The following is a 17547-nucleotide window of genomic DNA, read 5'->3' on the forward strand; positions in this document are numbered from 1 at the left end:
ATTTGCTGACGGAATTGAGGCGTATCGTCGAGAGCATGGCCCAGGCCAACACCCTCGAACAGGCACTGGAAGCATTGGTGGGCCAGACCCGGCTCGCCATGCAGGTATCCTGCTGTTCTGTTTACGTCTCCGAGCCCGAGGCTCGCTGCTACCGGCTGGCGGCCACTGACGGCCTGGCACAGGCTGCGGTAGGCAAGACCACGCTGCCGTTCGAACAGGGCATCGTCGGTTTGGTGGGTCAGCGCGAAGAGCTGATCAACCTGGCCGATGCCCCCTCCCACCCCAGTTTCAAGTTTCTGCCCGATGTGGCCGAGGAGGCATTTCGCTCCTTCCTCGGCGCTCCCATCATGCATCAGCGCCAAGTGGTGGGCATCCTGGTGGTGCAGCAAAAAGAGAGCCGGCTGTTTGATGAGAGCGAGGAGTCCTTCCTCGTGACGCTGGCCGCCCAACTGGCGGCCCGGATCGCCCATGCCCAGACCAAGGGCTGGTTGCAGAAAACCGACTGGAGCAAGCCACTGCGCGGCATCGCTGGCGCCAGTGGCATTGCCATCGCCAAGGCCTGGGTCTGGCGCCCGCGCAAGGCGCTCAATACCATCAATCCACGCAAGGATGAGGATCACCAGGCTCAGTTGGTCCGTCTCGATGAGGCGGTCGAAGAGGTGCGTCACGATCTGGAGAGTCTGGCGCTGCGCTTTCGCGAGAGCTACAGCCAGGATTCGGTCGCCATTTTCGACATCTATCTGCATCTGCTCGATGATCCCAGCTACATCAAGCCGATCCGTCATAAGGTCAGCAAGGAGCACTGGACTGCGGTCTCGGCGGTCAAGCTGGTCAGCGATCGGCTGATCGATCAGTTCCGGAGCATGAAAGATCCCTATCTGCGGGAGCGCTCCACCGATGTGAAGGACATAGCCCAGCGGCTCATCAGCCGTCTGGTGCAGAATGAACCCGAACATTTCACCATAGGTGAACCCGTTATCTTGGTGGCGGATGAGGTGACCGCCACCATATTGGCCGAGATCCCGCGAGAGTTTCTGAGCGGGGTGGTGTCGCTCAAGGGGGGAACCAACTCCCACGCCGCCATATTGGCACGGGCCATGGGCATTACCGCCATCATGGGGGTCGAGCTGCCCCTCGGTGACATTGGCGGCCGTCCGCTCATCCTGGACGGCTACAGCGGCGATCTCTTCATCGAACCCAGCGCCCTGCTGCTGACCGAATATCGCCAGTTGCTCGATGAGGAGCGGGCCCTCGATACCCTAGTGCGCAGCGTCGATAGCCTGCCGTCCGAGACGGCGGATGGCGTCAAGGTCTCCTTGCTGCTCAACGCCGGCCTCAGCGCCGACACCGAGATATCCCTCAATCAGCTGGCCGATGGGGTGGGACTCTATCGCACCGAGATCCCCTTCATGCTGCAAGACAGTTTCCCCTCGGAGATGGAGCAGACGGCGCGATATCGCGGCATTCTCGAAACCTATCGCGATCGCCCCGTCTGCATGCGTACCCTGGATGTCGGCGGCGATAAACCCCTGCCTTACTTCCCCATCGTCGAGGAGAACCCCTTCCTCGGCTGGCGGGGGATCCGGCTCACCCTGGATCACCCTGAGCTCTTCCTGGTGCAGCTCAAGGCGATGCTGCGCGCCAGCGAAGGCTTGGACAACCTCACCATCATGCTGCCGATGATCAGTAGCGTGGGGGAGATAAAAGCCTCCCGTCGTCTGCTTGATCAGGCCTGGCGGGAAGTCTCGGAAGAGGCGGCCACCCGCGGCGCCACCATCAATTATCCCAGCCTTGGCGCCATGATAGAGGTGCCTTCCGCCCTTTACATCCTGCCGGAGATGGCCCCCCTCATCGACTTCTGGTCCGTGGGCAGCAACGATCTGACTCAGTATCTGCTGGCGGTAGATCGCAACAATGCCCGGGTGGCCAACATCTATGACGCTTTCCACCCGGCGGTGATCCGGGCCCTGCAACTGCTGGTCGATGCGTCCCATCAATACAAGAAGCCGGTGTCGGTCTGCGGCGAGCTGGCTGGGGATCCGGTCGGCGTGCTGCTGCTGCTGGCCATGGGCTATCGCCGCTTCAGCATGAACACCCACAACATAGCCCGCATCAAGTATGTGTTGCGCCAATCAAGGCTGAGCGAGCTGAGCAGCCTGTTGGCCGAGGGGCTCAAACATGACAACCCCCATGTGCTGCGCGGTCTGTTCGCCCGCTATCTGGAAGAACAGGGCCTGGGTGGTCTGCTGCGAGCCGGTCATAAGCCTTAACTGATTAACATCAAACCTTGTCCCCCTGCGAGATTCATCGCAAAATGCGGCTTTTCGTTTGACAGAGACGCTTATGCAGCACGATGGATATTGGGTTTTCTCACAGATTGATCCCGTCGCATTCAGCCTGGGGCCGTTGTCGGTACGCTGGTATGGCCTCATGTACCTGTTCGGTTTTGCCTTCGCCATGTGGCTGGCTGGCCGCCGCGCCGACAGTCCCAACAGTGGCTGGACTCGTGATGAGGTCTCGGATCTGCTGTTCTACGGTTTCCTCGGGGTGATCCTGGGGGGACGAGTCGGTTACGTACTCTTCTATAATTTCGACCTCTTCCTGGCCGATCCCCTCTATCTGTTCAAGATCTGGACCGGCGGTATGTCGTTCCACGGTGGCCTGATTGGTGTCATCACCGCCATGGTCTGGTTTGCCCACAAGACCAAGCGTCATTTCTTCACGGTGGCAGATTTTGTGGCGCCGCTGATCCCGTTCGGACTGGGCGTTGGCCGCATCGGCAACTTCTTGAACGGCGAGCTGTGGGGCCGGGTCACCGATGTGCCCTGGGCCATCATCTTCCCGGAGGCTGGCCCCGAGCCGCGCCACCCATCCCAGCTCTACCAGTTTGCCCTGGAAGGGGTGGTGCTGTTCATCATCCTCAATCTGTTCTGGCGCAAGCAGCCGCCCCGTGGTGCCATCTCGGGCCTCTTCCTGTTCTGCTACGGTCTGTTCCGCTTCCTGGTGGAGTTTGTCCGCCAGCCGGATGCCCAGCTTGGTCTCTATTTCCAGGAGATCAGCATGGGACAGATCCTCTCTACCCCCATGATACTGGCCGGTGCCCTCATGGTCTGGGCCGCTTACAAGCAGCCTCGCCTGTTTGGTAATGCCCCCAAGGAGGCCAAATGAGGGCCTATCTTGACCTGATGCAGAAAATCCTGGATGAGGGCACGGTCAAATCTGATCGTACCGGTACGGGGACTGTGTCTCTGTTCGGTCATCAGATGCGCTTCAATCTGGCCGAGGGTTTCCCTTTGGTCACGACTAAGAAGTGCCACCTGCGCTCCATCATTCACGAGCTGCTCTGGTTCCTCAATGGCGATACCAATACCGCCTACCTCAAGGAACATGGCGTCAGCATCTGGGATGAGTGGGCCGATGAGCATGGCGATCTGGGCCCTGTCTATGGTGCTCAGTGGCGATCCTGGCCGGCGGCCGATGGCACCGTGGTCGATCAGATCCAGAAGGCCATCGATGACATCAAGCACAACCCGGACTCTCGCCGTATCATCGTTTCGGCCTGGAACGTGGGTGAGTTGGACAAGATGGCGCTGGCCCCCTGTCACGCCTTCTTCCAGTTCTACGTGGCGGACGGCAAGCTCTCCTGCCAGCTCTACCAGCGCAGCTGCGATGTGTTCCTGGGTCTGCCGTTCAATATTGCCAGCTATGCCCTGTTGACCCACATGGTGGCCCAGCAGTGCGATCTTGCGGTAGGCGACTTCGTCTGGACTGGCGGTGATGTACATCTCTACTCCAATCACATGGAGCAGACGGCGCTGCAACTCTCCCGGGAACCGCGCGCACTGCCGCAACTGGCAATCAAACGCAAGCCGGGCTCCATCTTCGACTACCAGTTCGAGGATTTCGAGATCCTGGGATACGATCCCCATCCTGGCATCAAGGCGCCCGTCGCCATCTAATACACAGGCGCCTGCGGGCGCCTTTTTCATCTCTTCTTTATATGCAAAATATGCAAATATGAAGGTAACTATTCATTGATAGAGTGCCGGTTCGACCTAATGCCCAGTGGCTTGATATATGCTTATAGCCGCTCATTAAGATTTTGCCTTCGGTTTTTCCGTTGGTTTAGGCTGTAAGAAACGATTTTTCATTGTTCCCATCCCTGTCTAGACTGAATCCAATAGGATTTTTGGGGGATAGCTTGACCATGAGTGATGTATTAAAACGCTTTCTGAAACTGGAGTCCGCTTCGGGGATTATTCTTATCCTGGCGGCACTGGTTGCTATCTTGCTCGCCAACTCCAGTTTGGCTGATGCCTATCAAGCCTTTCTCAACACCCCGGTTCAGGTGCGTATTTCTGCACTGGATATCCACAAGCCCCTGCTGCTCTGGATCAACGATGGCTTCATGGCCATCTTCTTCCTGCTGGTCGGTCTGGAGGTGAAGCGGGAGATGATGGAAGGGGCACTCTCTTCCAGGGAGCAGGCAACCTTCCCGGCCATTGCTGCCGTGGGGGGCATGTTGGTGCCTGCCCTGCTTTACTCTTTCTTCAACTATTCGGACGACGTGACCCGGGCAGGCTGGGCCATACCGGCGGCTACCGACATCGCCTTTGCACTCGGTGTCATGGCGCTGCTCGGCAAGCGGGTACCGACCAGCCTCAAGGTGTTCCTGCTGGCGCTGGCCATCATGGATGACTTGGGGGTCATCATCATCATTGCCCTTTTCTACACCCAGCAGTTGTCACTGACGGCGCTGGCGGTGGGTCTGGTGGCCACGCTGATCCTGGTGTGGATGAATCGCCGGGGAGTGGATCGCATCTCCCTCTACATGCTGGTCGGTTTGGTGCTCTGGGTCGCCGTGCTCAAGTCAGGTGTCCATGCGACCCTTGCCGGGGTAGTGGTTGGTTTCCTGATCCCCCTCAAGGGGGAGCGGCATGTCTCGCCGCTCAAGCACCTGGAACATCAGCTCCATCCCTGGAGTGCTTATCTGATCTTGCCGCTGTTTGCCTTTGCCAATGCTGGTGTCTCCCTCGATGGCATAGGGTTGGATACCTTGCTGAGCCCTGTGCCAATGGGCATCATGCTGGGTCTGTTCGTGGGCAAGCCACTGGGCGTATTCACCATCAGCTGGTTGTCGGTGCGTCTGGGCATAGCTCAGCTGCCACCTGGGGTTAACTTCCGCCAGATCTTTGCGGTCAGCATTCTGTGCGGCATAGGCTTTACCATGTCGATGTTCATTGCCTCCCTGGCATTCGAGCACGGCGGCATGGATTACGGCAGCTACTCGCGTCTGGGCATACTGGTCGGCTCTACCCTGGCCGCCGTGGTGGGCTATGTCGCCCTGCGCTTGTCCCTGCCCAAGGGGATCGCCAATCAGAGTACGGAGGGGTTATGAGGAAGATTGTGGTGATGTTGATGCTGCTTGGGCCGACCATGGCATGGGCCAGCGGGTTGGAACAATGCAAGCAGGATGCCGTTTCGCCTGACTGCTCCGCCTATCTCGATGGCGTAGTGGATGGCGCCCTGGGCATGGGCGATCAACAGGCCCGCGCCCGCTTTGGGGAAACCTTCCAGGAGCGAGCGCTGCGCAGCCGGGTCGGTGAGCGACTCAAGCATGACAACAAACGCTACTGTGACCAGCGTCGACCCGATGCCGTCAAGTTGAAACAGACCCTGATTAGCCAGTTCGCGGCAAACAAGGTTGACTCGGTCAGCGACATGTATGACATTCTGGCGGTTGAACTCAGCTGCTACCGGAGTCCGCGCAGCGCGGAAACCCCATCGGATGTCACACCTTAATTACAACCACCTCTACTATTTTTGGATGACTCAGAAGAAGGGCTCCGTCACGCAGGCGGCGGAGGCACTCTTCCTCACTCCCCAGACGGTCACAGGCCAGATCAAGCTGCTGGAGCATCGACTGGGGGGCAAGCTGCTCAAACGCAAGGGGCGCTCTCTGGAGGCCACCGAGCTGGGCCAGCTGGTGTTTCGTTATGCCGACAAGATGTTCAGCCTCTCCTACGAGATGCTGGATATCGTCAACTACCGCAAGGAGAGCCAGATACTGTTCGACGTCGGTATCGCCGATGCGCTCTCCAAGCGCCTGGCTAGCCGGGTACTGCTCTCCGTCATTCCCAATGATGGTTCCATCCATCTGCGTTGCTTCGAATCGACCCACGAGTTGCTGCTCGAGCAATTGAGCGAGCACAAGCTCGACATGATCCTCTCCGACTGTCCGGTGGACTCCAGCCAGCATGCCGGCCTGCTCTCCAAGCGGCTCGGCGGCTGTGGGGTCAGCTTTTTTTGCAAGGCACCACTGCCTGAGAAACCCTTTCCCGCCTGTCTGGAGGAGCGCAAGTTGCTCATTCCGGGTCGCCGTACCGCCATGGGGCGTCAATTGACCCAGTGGTTCGAGCAGCAAGGCATCTCCCCCAGCATTTTGGGCGAGTTCGATGACGCGGCGTTGATGAAGGCGTTCGGTTTCTTCAACCAGGGTATCTTTATGGCGCCCACCATCTACCGGGAAGAGATACTGGAAGGGGAGGGGGTCATGCTGATCGGCGAGACCCAGGACTTGATGGAGGAGTATTACGTCATCTTTGCCGAGCGGATGATCCAGCACCCGGCGGTCAAGCGGGTATGCGAGAGTGACTTCTCTTTCCTGTTTGCCGGGCAGGAGAACTTTTCCACCATACAGCCAGCGACCCTGTCGTTTTAAATTGAGGTCAATCAAGCTATTATCGCCATTGACGTCAGAGGAGAGCGCCATGGTACTGGAGGAGATGGAGGCGAATGCAGGCAGGGCGGTAGCCTTGCTCAAGGCGCTGGCCAACGAGAGAAGGCTGTTCATTCTTTGTCAGCTGCTAGACAAGGAGTTGTCGGTGGGCGAATTGAATGAAGTACTTGGCTTGAGCCAGTCTGCGTTGTCACAACACCTGGCTGTACTGCGGCGGGATGAGTTGGTGGAGACGCGAAAAGAGGCCCAGACGGTCTATTATTCGCTGCGCAGCCATGAGGTGCGCGAGATGATAGGTTTGTTGCACACACTTTATTGCACGACAGATAAATAAAAAACCGGCACAGAGGCCGGTTTTTTTGCTTTATTCAGCCGAAGCTGATTAAGCCATAGCTTTGATCTGGGCAGACAGGCGGCTCTTGTGACGAGCAGCTTTGTTCTTGTGGATCAGGCCTTTGGTAGCCATGCGATCCATGATCGGCTGAGCGGTAGCGAAAGCAGCAACGGCAGCAGCTTTGTCGCCAGAAGCGATGGCAGCAATTACTTTCTTCAGATAGGTACGGGTCATTGAACGACGGCTGGCGTTGTGTTGACGACGTTTCTCTGACTGAATCGCGCGCTTCTTAGCAGATTTGATATTAGCCAAGGTAAAACTCCTAAAACTGTCTTAGCGAGTGTATTGAAAAGGCCCGGAAATATGCCTTCTCAACCACATATTGTCAAATGATTTGTGCAAATAAACACCGCCCCCCGGTGGTGTGTCAGTTGGGAGGCGGTTAAACTGTCGGCCGATTCTAGCAGCATTCTTTCCATTCTGACAGTTCCAGAGGCCTCGTCTTGAGTAAGAAATTGATCAAATCCGGTATGATAGTGTCCTCAATGACACTGGTATCCCGTGTGATGGGCTTGGTTCGCGATGTGGTTATCGCCAATCTGCTCGGTGCAGGCGCGGCTGCCGACGTCTTCTTCTTTGCCAATCGTATTCCCAACTTCCTGCGGCGGCTCTTTGCCGAAGGTGCTTTCAACCAGGCGTTCGTCCCCGTCATGACCGAGTACAAAAAAAATGGCGATGAGCGGGAGGTGCGCGAGCTGCTGGCGGCGGTGGCGGGGACCCTTGGCGGCATAGTGACCATAGTGACTCTGCTCGGTGTGCTGGGCTCCGGTGTGCTGACGGCGCTGTTTGGCTGGGGCTGGTTCTGGGACTGGTTACATGGTGGTCCGGCCGCCGAGAAGTTCGAGCTGGCCAGTTTGATGCTCAAGATAACCTTCCCTTACCTCTGGTTTATCACCTTTACCGCCATGGCGGGGGCCATACTCAACACCTTCGGCCGCTTCGCCGTCTCCTCTTTTACCCCCGTCTTTCTCAACATCACCATGATAGCGTCGGCCTGGTGGATAGCGCCGCTGATGGAGAGGCCCGAGCTCTCCCTGGCCATCGGGGTCTTCTTGGGCGGCTTGGTACAGTTTCTATTCCAGTATCCTTTCCTTCGCCAAATCAACATGTTGGTATGGCCAAAGTGGGGCTGGCATCACCCCGGGGTGGTCAAGATCCGTACCCTGATGATCCCGGCGCTGTTTGGCGTCTCGGTCAGCCAGATCAACTTGCTGATCAACACCATGCTCGCTTCCTTCCTGGCCACCGGTGCCATCAGTTATCTCTACTACTCGGATCGGCTGCTGGAATTTCCGCTCGGGCTGTTTGCGGTGGCCATCAGCACCGTCATCTTGCCTGCCTTGGCCAAAAAACATGTGGATTCAGATCCTGCCGATTTTTCCCGCACCATGGATTGGGGGGTGCGCATGGTGATGCTGCTCGGCCTGCCCGCCATGATCGGGATTGCCATGCTCCGTGAGCCCATACTGCGGGTGCTGTTCATGCGTGGTGAGTTCGGTCTGCATGAGGTGGCGATGTCCAGTGCCAGTCTGCTGGCCTCTACCACGGGCCTGTTGTCACTGATGCTGATCAAGGTGCTGGCCCCAGGCTACTATGCACGCCAGGACACCAAGACTCCGGTGCGGATCGGCATCATGGCGATGGTGACCAACATGGTGTGCAACCTCATCTTCATCTACCCCCTCGGCTATGTGGGATTGGCGCTGGCCACTGCCTGTGCCGGGACCCTGAACGCCGCCTTGTTATTCAAAGGCTTGTATCAACAGAGCGTCTATCGCCCATCCCGTCAGACCGGGTTCTTCTGCCTCAAGTTATTGGCGGCGACCCTGATGATGGGGGGGCTGCTTGGCTACCTGTCACCGGATCTCGCTCAATGGGGAGCCTGGAGCATGGCCAAGGCGAGTTGGGAGCTGACGCTGCTGCTGCTGATAGGGGGCGGCGTCTACGGGATCTGCCTGCTTGTGCTCGGAATTCGGCCACGACACCTGAAATCCAGCCGCGAGGGCTGATCCAGACCGCCGCCTGATATATAATCCGGCGATTTCGACAGCAGCAGAACACAAGGCACTGATGGAGCTTATCCGCGGTATTCACAATCTCAAGCCCCGTCACCAGGGCTGTGTGTTGACCATTGGCAACTTTGATGGGGTCCATCAGGGTCACCAGGCTGTGTTGACGCGCTTGCAGGAGAAGGCTGCGGCGCTTGGGCTGCCAGCTTGCGTCATGCTGTTTGAGCCTCAGCCTCTGGAGCTGTTTGCAGGGGATGACGCACCTGCCCGCCTCTCCCGCCTGCGAGAGAAGGTGGAGGCGCTGGCGGCGCTGCGCATAGACCGTTTGCTTTGCGTGCGCTTTAGCCGCGAGTTTGCCGCCCAGTCCGCCGACACCTTTATCAAGCAGCTGCTGGTCGAGAAACTGGGGGTTCGCTACCTGGTGGTGGGGGATGATTTTCGCTTCGGCAAGGGCCGGGAAGGGGATTTTCAACTGCTGCAACAAGCCGGGCGCCGTCACGGCTTCGAGGTGGTCAGCACCCAGAGTTTCCAGCTTGCCCGCCAGCGGGTCAGCAGCACCCTAGTGCGGGAAGCCCTCAGCGCGGGCCGCCTGGCCGAGGTGGAACTGATGCTCGGTCGTCCCTATGCCATCACTGGCCGGGTGGCTCATGGTGACAAGCTGGGGCGCACCATAGGTTTTCCGACGGCCAACCTTGCCCTCAAGCGCCGGGTCAGCCCGGTCGGTGGCGTGTTTGCGGTGGAAGTGGTATGTTCCGGCAATCTATTCCCCGGTGTCGCCAATGTGGGTGTGAGGCCGACGTTGAGCGGCTCGCAGGCCAGATTGGAAGTACATTTATTTGATTTTTCTGGCGATCTCTACGGTCAACAGGTCAAGGTGCTGCTTCGCCACAAACTGCGCGAAGAGCAAAAATTTGCCTCTTTCTCCGCCTTGAAAGAGCAGATCGAACGAGATGCCCAGGCAGCCCGAGCCTGGTTTGGGCTGCCGTTATTCAATTTACCCAGCACTCTTTTAGAAAAGAAGGGAACCCAGGACTGATGAGCGACTATAAACACACCCTGAATCTTCCGGAAACCGAGTTCCCGATGCGTGGCGATCTGGCCAAGCGCGAACCCGGTATGCTCAAGCGTTGGTACGATCAGGATCTCTACGGGACGATTCGCCGCGCCAAAGCGGGCAAGCCTTCATTTATCCTGCATGACGGCCCTCCCTATGCGAACGGCAGCATTCACATCGGTCACTCGGTCAACAAGATCCTCAAAGACATCATCATCAAGTCCAAGGGGCTGTCCGGTTTTGACTCCCCCTATGTGCCGGGTTGGGACTGCCATGGTCTGCCCATCGAGCTGAAAGTGGAAGGCAAGGTTGGCAAGCCTGGCGTCAAGGTTTCCGCTGCCGAATTTCGCGCCGAGTGTCGCAAGTACGCCAAGACCCAGATTGAGGCCCAGAAGACCGACTTCGTCCGTCTGGGCGTGTTGGGGGATTGGGAGAAACCCTACCTGACCATGGACTTTGGCACCGAAGCCAACATCATCCGCTCCCTGGCCAAGATCGTCGACAACGGCCACCTGCACAAAGGCTCCAAGCCAGTGCATTGGTGTACCGACTGTGGCTCCGCCCTGGCTGAAGCCGAAGTGGAATATTACGACAAGGACTCCCCCTCCATCGATGTGCGTTTCAGGGCCGTCGATGAGGCTGACGTGGCGGCCAGGTTCGACTGTGCCGAGGGCCATTTTGGCCGTGGCGCGCTCTCCGTCGTTATCTGGACGACCACCCCCTGGACCCTGCCGGCCAACCGTGCCGTCGCGCTGCATGCGGATCTGGACTATGCCCTGGTCCAGGTTGAAGGTGAGCACCCGGAGCGCCTGATCCTGGCCGCCGATCTGGTCAAGGACGTGATGGACAGAGCCGGTATCGAGAAGTTCCACAATCTGGGCTATGCCAAGGGCGCAGCCCTCGATCTGCTGCGCTTCAAGCACCCGTTCTACAACTTTGATGTGCCCATAGTACTGGGTGATCATGTCACCCTGGATGCCGGTACCGGCGCCGTGCACACGGCACCTGGTCACGGTCAGGAAGACTTCGTGGTCGGCCAGAAGTACGGTCTGGAAGTGGCTAACCCGGTTGGCAGCAACGGCGTCTACCTGCCGGATACCCAGCTGTTCGCCGGTCAGCATGTGTTCAAGGCCAATACCGCAGTGGTCGAAGTGCTCAAGACTCATGGTGCCTTGCTCCATCACAAGATGTTCAATCACTCCTATCCGCATTGCTGGCGTCACAAGACCCCAATCATCTTCCGTGCCACCCCCCAGTGGTTCATCAGCATGGAACAGAAAGGGCTGCGCAAGCAGGCGCTGGCCGAGATTGAGCGCATCGAACAAGATGGCATCGCGCAGCAGGGTCAGAGCGGCTGGGTACCGGCCTGGGGCAAGAACCGCATCCAGGCCATGGTCGAGAATCGCCCGGACTGGTGTATCTCCCGTCAGCGTACCTGGGGTGTGCCCATCTCCCTGTTCGTCCACAAAGAGACCCAGCAGCTGCACCCGGAGTCCGTGCGCCTGATGCACGAAGTTGCCAAGCGGGTCGAGCAAGAAGGCATCCAGGCCTGGTGGGATCTGGACAAGGCCGAGCTGCTCGGAGCCGACGCCGACAACTACGACAAGGTGCCTGACACCCTGGATGTCTGGTTTGATTCGGGCTCGACCCACTCCTCTGTGGTCGCTGCACGCCCCGAGTTCAACGGCCACTCCGCCGACCTCTATCTGGAAGGCTCGGATCAGCACCGTGGCTGGTTCATGTCTTCCCTGATGATAGGGGTGGCCATGAATAACAAGGCGCCCTACAACCAGGTTCTGACCCACGGCTTCACCGTCGATGGTCAGGGTCGCAAGATGTCCAAGTCCATCGGTAACGTGGTCAGCCCGCAAGATGTGATGAACAAACTGGGTGCCGACATACTGCGTCTGTGGGTAGCCAGCACCGACTACACCGGCGAGATGACCGTCTCCGACGAGATCCTCAAGCGCAGTGCCGATGCCTATCGCCGCATCCGCAACACAGCTCGCTTCCTGCTGGCCAACCTCAGCGGCTTCAACCCGGCAACCGACATGGTGGCACCTGCCGACATGGTGGTGGTGGATCGCTGGGCCGTGGGCCGTGCTCAGGCTGTCCAAGCCGAGATCATCGAAGCGTATGAGTCCTACAACTTCCATGGGGTGACTCAGAAGCTGATGCAGTTCTGTTCCATCGAGATGGGCTCCTTCTATCTGGATGTGATCAAGGACCGTCAATACACCGCCAAGGCTGATGGTCTGGCCCGTCGCTCCTGCCAGAGCGCGCTGTATCACATCGCCGAGGCCATGGTGCGCTGGATGGCGCCCATCATGAGCTTCACCGCCGATGAGATCTGGGCGCTGCTGCCGGGTGAGCGGACCGAGTTCGTGTTCACCGAAGAGTGGTATGACGGCCTCTATGGTCTGGCTGCCGGTGAGCAGATGGGGGATGAGTTCTGGGCCGAGATCCTGACCGTGCGCGGTGAGGTGAACAAGGCCCTGGAAGCCGCCCGTGGTGAGAAGCGTATCGGCGGTTCTTTGCAGGCCGAGCTGACCCTGTTCGCCAAGCCTGCTCTGGCCGAGCGTCTCAATGCCCTGAGCGACGAGCTGCGTTTCGTGCTGCTTACCTCCAAGGCTAACGTAGTCCTGGCAGACAGCATGCCAGAAGGCAGCGTTGCGACCGAGCGTGACGATTTGTGGCTGAATGTAGCCCAGTCTGCGGCCGCCAAGTGCGATCGCTGCTGGCACCATGTGGAAGACGTGGGCACCATAGCAGGTCACGAAGAGATCTGTGGCCGCTGCGTCAGCAACGTTGAGGGTGACGGCGAAGCTCGTCAATTTGCTTGATGAAGATGACTCATGAAAAGAGTGGCCTGCGCTGGCTGTGGCTGGCGGTTGTGGCCTTCATCCTTGACCAGGCGACCAAGTTGGCTGTGGTCAAGATGCTGCCGTTTGGCTACCCGGGGGTGGAGATCGCCCCCTTCTTCAATCTGGTGCATGTCTACAACAAGGGCGCGGCATTTAGCTTCCTGGCCGAGCAGGGGGGCTGGCAGCGTTGGTTCTTCGCCCTGTTGGCCTTCGCTATCTGTGGCCTGCTGATACATTGGCTGCGCAAGCAGCCGGTGACCATGCGCTGGAGCGGTATCGCCTATTCGCTCATCATCGGCGGGGCCCTTGGTAACGTGTTCGATCGGTTGGTGCTGGGCCATGTGGTCGATTTCCTCGATTTCTACTGGCAGCGTTCCCACTGGCCTGCGTTCAACCTGGCCGACAGCTTCATCTTCATCGGTGCGACCATGATAGTGCTGGAAGGTTTTCGAAGCGAAAAGGCGGCGAACAAGCACGGCAAGGAGTCGGTATGAGCAAGCTCATCAGCCATGACAGCACTGTGCTGTTCCACTTCACCATCAAGCTGGAAGATGGCTCCGTCGCCGACAGCACTCAGTTGCACGGCAAACCGGCCCGTCTGACGATGGGGGATGGCAGCCTGACCGATACCTTCGAGCAGTGTTTGCTGGGCCTGCGGCAAGGGGAGGCCAAGAGCTTCACCTTGGCGCCGGAGCAGGCATTTGGTTTGTCCAACCCGGACAACATCTACCATCTGGACCGAGCCAAATTCGGTGCGGATGTGGAGCCCACCGTCGGCGCCATCATCGTCTTCGACCAGCCCAATGGCGGCGAGCTGCCCGGCATAGTGCGGGCGGTGGAAGGCATGTCGGTCACGGTCGATTTCAACCACCCCCTGGCCGGTCATACCGTCACCTTCGAGGTGGAGATCCTGGCCGTCGATGACATGGAAGAGGTGCATGGATAGTGGATATTCTACTGGCTAACCCCCGTGGCTTTTGTCGCGTGGATGTCGATGGTGCCCTCAGCATGAGTGAGGTGATCTGATGGATATTCTACTGGCTAATCCCCGTGGCTTCTGTGCCGGTGTCGATCGTGCGATCAGCATCGTCGAGAGTGCGCTGGAAAAATTCGGTGCCCCCATCTACGTGCGTCACGAGGTGGTGCATAACCGCTATGTGGTGAACAAGCTCAAGGATGCAGGGGCCGTCTTTGTCGAGGAGCTCGATGAGGTGCCCGATGACAGCATCGTCATCTTCTCCGCTCATGGCGTGGCCAAGACAGTGCGCGAGATGGCCAAGTCCCGTGCCCTCAAGGTATTCGATGCCACCTGTCCGCTGGTGACCAAGGTGCACATGGAAGTCCACCGTGCCAGCCGCAAGGGCTCAGAGGCCGTGCTGATTGGCCACGCAGGCCATCCTGAGGTGATCGGCACCATGGGGCAGTATGAGAACCCTGAGGGCGGCATGTATCTGGTGGAGACGCCGGACGATGTGGTCAAACTCAAGGTGAAGAACCCGGACGATCTCTGCTTTGTCACCCAGACCACCCTGAGCGTGGATGAGACCTCGGATGTCATCGATGCCCTGCGCAAACAGTTCCCCAAGATCCAGGGGCCGCGCAAGGACGATATCTGCTACGCCACCCAGAACCGCCAGGATGCGGTACGGGAAATGGCCGGGCTGGTGGATGCCATGCTGGTGGTCGGTTCGCGCAACTCCTCCAACTCCAATCGCCTGCGCGAGCTAGCCGAGAAAGTGGGGGCCCGTGCCTACCTGATCGACGACGCTACCATGATAGAGCCAGTCTGGTTGGAGGGGGTCAAGACCATAGGTGTGACGGCGGGTGCCTCGGCGCCTGAGGTACTGGTGAAGAATGTCATCGCCCGACTGCGAGAGCTGGGCGGCAAGATCGTAGCCGAACACCCGGGCCGCGAAGAGAATGTGGTGTTCGAAGTTCCCCCTGAACTTAGAATTATTTAGTTAGCCCTGATCAGGCTTAAGAACAAAGTGTGAAGATACTGACGCCAGGTTTGTTGCAATGACAAATCTGGCGTTAGACTAAGAAATATTCAATCGCCAAGGATGGGTCATGATTGGGTCTTTTCGAGGTTTTTCTCTCATTGAACTGATGATCGTGGTCGCCATAGTGGCGATCCTCGGTGCAATTGGTTACCCCTCTTATCAGCGCTATGTGCTGTCTAGCCACCGTGTTGAAGCCAAAAAGATGCTGTTGGATGCCGCTAACCGGCAAGAAACCTATTTTATGGACTTTAACAGCTACGCATCGGCGGCAGGACCTCTCAACATGCCTGACGTTTCTGATTCCGGCTACTACCATCTGGTGATCTCTGCCGCAGCAAATAGCTACATTCTGTTTGCGACGGCATCAGGTGCTCAGGGGCAAGACAGCGACTGTATTATCTTTTCCCTCGATCAAGATGGAGCCACACAGGCAGAAAATTTGGCCGGGAATCAAAACGATGAATGCTGGTAAGAGACAATGTTAGCCACCACACCTCTGAGGAGGCGGCAACTCCAGCATGGTTTTAGTCTGCTGGAAGTGATGATCGCCGCCGTGGTGCTCTCCTTTGGTCTGCTGGGGCTGGTTGCCATGCAGGCCACTGCCAAATTCTCCAGTTACGAATCCCGTCAACGCACTATTGCCAGCTGGCTCGCCAACGATCTGGTCGAGAGGGTGAGGATCAACAAAGATAGCTGGTCGGGTCAAACAGTTGACCTGATCTCCGGAAGCACTAATCAGGCCCTGCCTGGATGCGCCAACGCTGATGGCACCATGGCCGCGTGCAGCCGCAGCGACTTGCGCAACCTAGACCTCTTTTACTGGCAACAGTCGCTATTGGGCGCCGGGGTATCGGGGGCAGCCTCTTCCTTGCAGGTCCCTGTAGGCTGCGTAATACGGGGTGCTAACAATAGTCTCACTGTCGGTATCTTCTGGCGTGGCAAGGAGGCGCTGTCCGATGGAGCCAGTGCCGTGGCCGATGTTCGGGACGACTGTGGGGTGGATGATGTGGCAGATAACCAAAGGCGTCAGTTTGTCCTGACGACGACGCTATGAAGTCCGGGGGATTCACGTTGATTGAGTGGCTGATCGCCATGGTGATTGGCGTGTTTCTGGTGGGCGGCGGACTGAGTATCTTTGTGGTGTCTCGATCCACTACCGAAGACTCCTTTGACCAGAGTGAACTGCAGGAAAATGGCCGGGTGGCAATGCGCTTGTTGACTCAGGATCTAAAGTGGGCTGGCTTCTGGGGAGATTATACTGGTCTGCCCATGACGGTTGGGCAAGGGGTGACCCTTAGCAGTGGTGCTGCGATTGCGGGTTCAGATGACTGCTTGGATGAGTTGGGACGCGGCAGTTTGCCAGCTAGTGCAGGCTCAATCCGCCCACTCTGGGTGACTAGGGTTGATAACAGTAAAGTGATCACAGGTGGCGCCTTTGCCTGCATACCTGCAGCGTCACGTATGGCCAATACAGATGTGATCAGCATCAAGAGACTGATCGGGCGCCCTCTAGCTGATGGGGTTGCCACGGGAAACCGTTTCTACCTTGCGACAACCACCCAAGCGGCCCAGATGTTTAAAGGGGGTGAGGCTGTGCCTAGTGATGCGGCCATGCCAGCGCGTCAGCTATGGGAATACCAGCATTTTGTCTACTATCTCTCCCCAAATACAGCGACAGGTAATCCAGAGCTGAGAAAGCGCTACCTGACTGCAAATGGTGGGTCACTTCTCATTGGTGGTGCCATGGCCGAAGGGATCGAGAGGCTGAGTGTGCTGTTTGGGGTCGATGATAGCTTGGTACCGGACGGAACTATTGAGCGATATGTAGCGACCAATAATGTGACTGACCAAGAGTGGAGTGAGGGGCGTGTTATTGCCGCCAGAGTCTTTATTCTGGTGCGATCGCTGCGCGCTTCGACCAATTATGTAAATAACAATATCTATCAGGTTGGCAGCGTCAGCGTACAAGGGAATGGCGATGGCTTTCGTCGGCTGTTGTTGGAGACGAGTGTCTCCTTGCGTAACCCGGCGATGATCTTAGGGGGAGGGGCATGAAAACCCAGCGTGGTGTGGCGTTGATTGTTGCACTCTTTATCCTGCTGCCGTTGACCCTGATTGCCGTGGTGGTCATGCAGTCATCAGGCCAAGATCTCAAGATGGCGGGCTCTGCCGCCAGCTTGCGCCAGGCCGAACATCAGTTGGAGGGAGTCATTGAGGCTGCCATGCGAAGTAACAATGTCTCGACTCTGATCGCTAATATGGGCGCCAGTGCGGCCGTCAATGTAAACAGCAGCAATGTCTCGGCATCCGTTGCCTTGATCGATCGCGCCGAAACCGTGTGCAAGCGCAAGTTCGATGCCAGCAGCCAGAATGTGATCCCCGCTTGTAAATATGTTGAGATGCAAGCGGAGCTGAATTATGGCAAGCATGCTCGACCAATGGATTGGACTGTCGGGGTTGAGCAACCACTGCTCACCAAATAGG

18 protein-coding genes are annotated in these 17547 nt (G+C 58.0%); 17 read left to right on the plus strand and 1 reads right to left on the minus strand.

The window, feature by feature from the left end:
• Window positions 1–2: 2 nt before the first annotated feature.
• From ptsP to M2367_RS13800, 7 genes are all read left to right on the plus strand, one after another.
• On the plus strand, window positions 3–2270 hold the full coding sequence (gene ptsP / locus M2367_RS13770; protein ID WP_042044206.1) for a phosphoenolpyruvate--protein phosphotransferase: 2268 nt from the start codon (window positions 3–5) through the stop codon (window positions 2268–2270).
• 73 nt (window positions 2271–2343) lie between these two features.
• Window positions 2344–3168 (plus strand): prolipoprotein diacylglyceryl transferase, encoded by an 825-nt coding sequence (gene lgt, locus M2367_RS13775; RefSeq protein ID WP_042044205.1) that lies wholly within the window; start codon window positions 2344–2346, stop codon window positions 3166–3168.
• A complete protein-coding gene (gene thyA, locus M2367_RS13780; RefSeq protein ID WP_042044204.1) occupies window positions 3165–3959 on the plus strand; it encodes a thymidylate synthase in 795 nt (264 codons plus the stop codon). Before lgt ends, thyA begins: the two co-directional genes overlap by 4 nt.
• A 248-nt stretch (window positions 3960–4207) precedes the next feature.
• Window positions 4208–5398, plus strand: coding sequence for a Na+/H+ antiporter NhaA (nhaA, locus tag M2367_RS13785; protein ID WP_042044203.1), 1191 nt, complete (start codon window positions 4208–4210; stop codon window positions 5396–5398).
• A gap of 14 nt (window positions 5399–5412) precedes the next feature.
• The gene (locus M2367_RS13790) at window positions 5413–5802 is read left to right on the plus strand and encodes a hypothetical protein (protein ID WP_404972878.1); all 390 of its coding nucleotides are present in this window, start codon (window positions 5413–5415) and stop codon (window positions 5800–5802) included.
• A complete protein-coding gene (gene nhaR / locus M2367_RS13795; protein WP_042044201.1) occupies window positions 5789–6721 on the plus strand; it encodes a transcriptional activator NhaR in 933 nt (310 codons plus the stop codon). The genes M2367_RS13790 and nhaR overlap by 14 nt, the downstream gene beginning before the upstream one ends.
• Window positions 6722–6770: 49 nt before the next feature.
• Window positions 6771–7073: a metalloregulator ArsR/SmtB family transcription factor gene (locus tag M2367_RS13800; RefSeq protein WP_259237010.1), complete on the plus strand. Its 303-nt coding sequence runs from the start codon at window positions 6771–6773 to the stop codon at window positions 7071–7073.
• Between the two features lie 48 nt (window positions 7074–7121).
• On the opposite strand, the gene rpsT is transcribed toward M2367_RS13800, so the two are convergent.
• Window positions 7122–7385, minus strand: a complete 264-nt coding sequence (gene rpsT / locus M2367_RS13805; RefSeq protein WP_005892298.1) for a 30S ribosomal protein S20 — start codon at window positions 7383–7385, stop codon at window positions 7122–7124.
• A gap of 191 nt (window positions 7386–7576) precedes the next feature.
• On the opposite strand from rpsT, the gene murJ reads away from it, so the two are divergent.
• The 10 genes from murJ to tppD all read left to right on the plus strand — a co-directional run bounded on the left by murJ (window position 7577) and on the right by tppD (window position 17546).
• The gene (murJ, locus tag M2367_RS13810; protein WP_224431308.1) at window positions 7577–9142 is read left to right on the plus strand and encodes a murein biosynthesis integral membrane protein MurJ; all 1566 of its coding nucleotides are present in this window, start codon (window positions 7577–7579) and stop codon (window positions 9140–9142) included.
• Between the two features lie 61 nt (window positions 9143–9203).
• Complete coding sequence (ribF, locus tag M2367_RS13815) at window positions 9204–10178, plus strand: bifunctional riboflavin kinase/FAD synthetase (RefSeq protein WP_042044198.1); 975 nt, start codon at window positions 9204–9206, stop codon at window positions 10176–10178.
• Entirely contained in the window at window positions 10178–13039 is a 2862-nt protein-coding gene (gene ileS / locus M2367_RS13820; protein WP_259237012.1) for an isoleucine--tRNA ligase, read from the plus strand. Before ribF ends, ileS begins: the two co-directional genes overlap by 1 nt.
• The gene (gene lspA / locus M2367_RS13825) at window positions 13039–13554 is read left to right on the plus strand and encodes a signal peptidase II (RefSeq protein ID WP_042044196.1); all 516 of its coding nucleotides are present in this window, start codon (window positions 13039–13041) and stop codon (window positions 13552–13554) included. Before ileS ends, lspA begins: the two co-directional genes overlap by 1 nt.
• On the plus strand, window positions 13551–14006 hold the full coding sequence (gene fkpB, locus M2367_RS13830) for an FKBP-type peptidyl-prolyl cis-trans isomerase (protein ID WP_259237014.1): 456 nt from the start codon (window positions 13551–13553) through the stop codon (window positions 14004–14006). The genes lspA and fkpB overlap by 4 nt, the downstream gene beginning before the upstream one ends.
• A 79-nt stretch (window positions 14007–14085) precedes the next feature.
• On the plus strand, window positions 14086–15021 hold the full coding sequence (ispH, locus tag M2367_RS13835) for a 4-hydroxy-3-methylbut-2-enyl diphosphate reductase (RefSeq protein ID WP_042044194.1): 936 nt from the start codon (window positions 14086–14088) through the stop codon (window positions 15019–15021).
• A 109-nt stretch (window positions 15022–15130) separates the two neighbouring features.
• Window positions 15131–15535, plus strand: coding sequence for a type IV pilin protein (locus tag M2367_RS13840; RefSeq protein WP_259237015.1), 405 nt, complete (start codon window positions 15131–15133; stop codon window positions 15533–15535).
• A 6-nt stretch (window positions 15536–15541) separates the two neighbouring features.
• Entirely contained in the window at window positions 15542–16117 is a 576-nt protein-coding gene (gene pilV, locus M2367_RS13845) for a type IV pilus modification protein PilV (protein ID WP_259237016.1), read from the plus strand.
• Window positions 16118–16134: 17 nt separating this feature from the next.
• The gene (locus M2367_RS13850) at window positions 16135–17118 is read left to right on the plus strand and encodes a PilW family protein (RefSeq protein WP_310504072.1); all 984 of its coding nucleotides are present in this window, start codon (window positions 16135–16137) and stop codon (window positions 17116–17118) included.
• A complete protein-coding gene (gene tppD, locus M2367_RS13855) occupies window positions 17115–17546 on the plus strand; it encodes a type IVa pilus pseudopilin TppD (protein ID WP_224431301.1) in 432 nt (143 codons plus the stop codon). Before M2367_RS13850 ends, tppD begins: the two co-directional genes overlap by 4 nt.
• Window position 17547 lies beyond the last annotated feature (1 nt).

The sequence above is a fragment of the Aeromonas sp. BIGb0445 genome, assembly GCF_024809075.1.
Lineage (GTDB): Bacteria > Pseudomonadota > Gammaproteobacteria > Enterobacterales > Aeromonadaceae > Aeromonas > Aeromonas rivuli.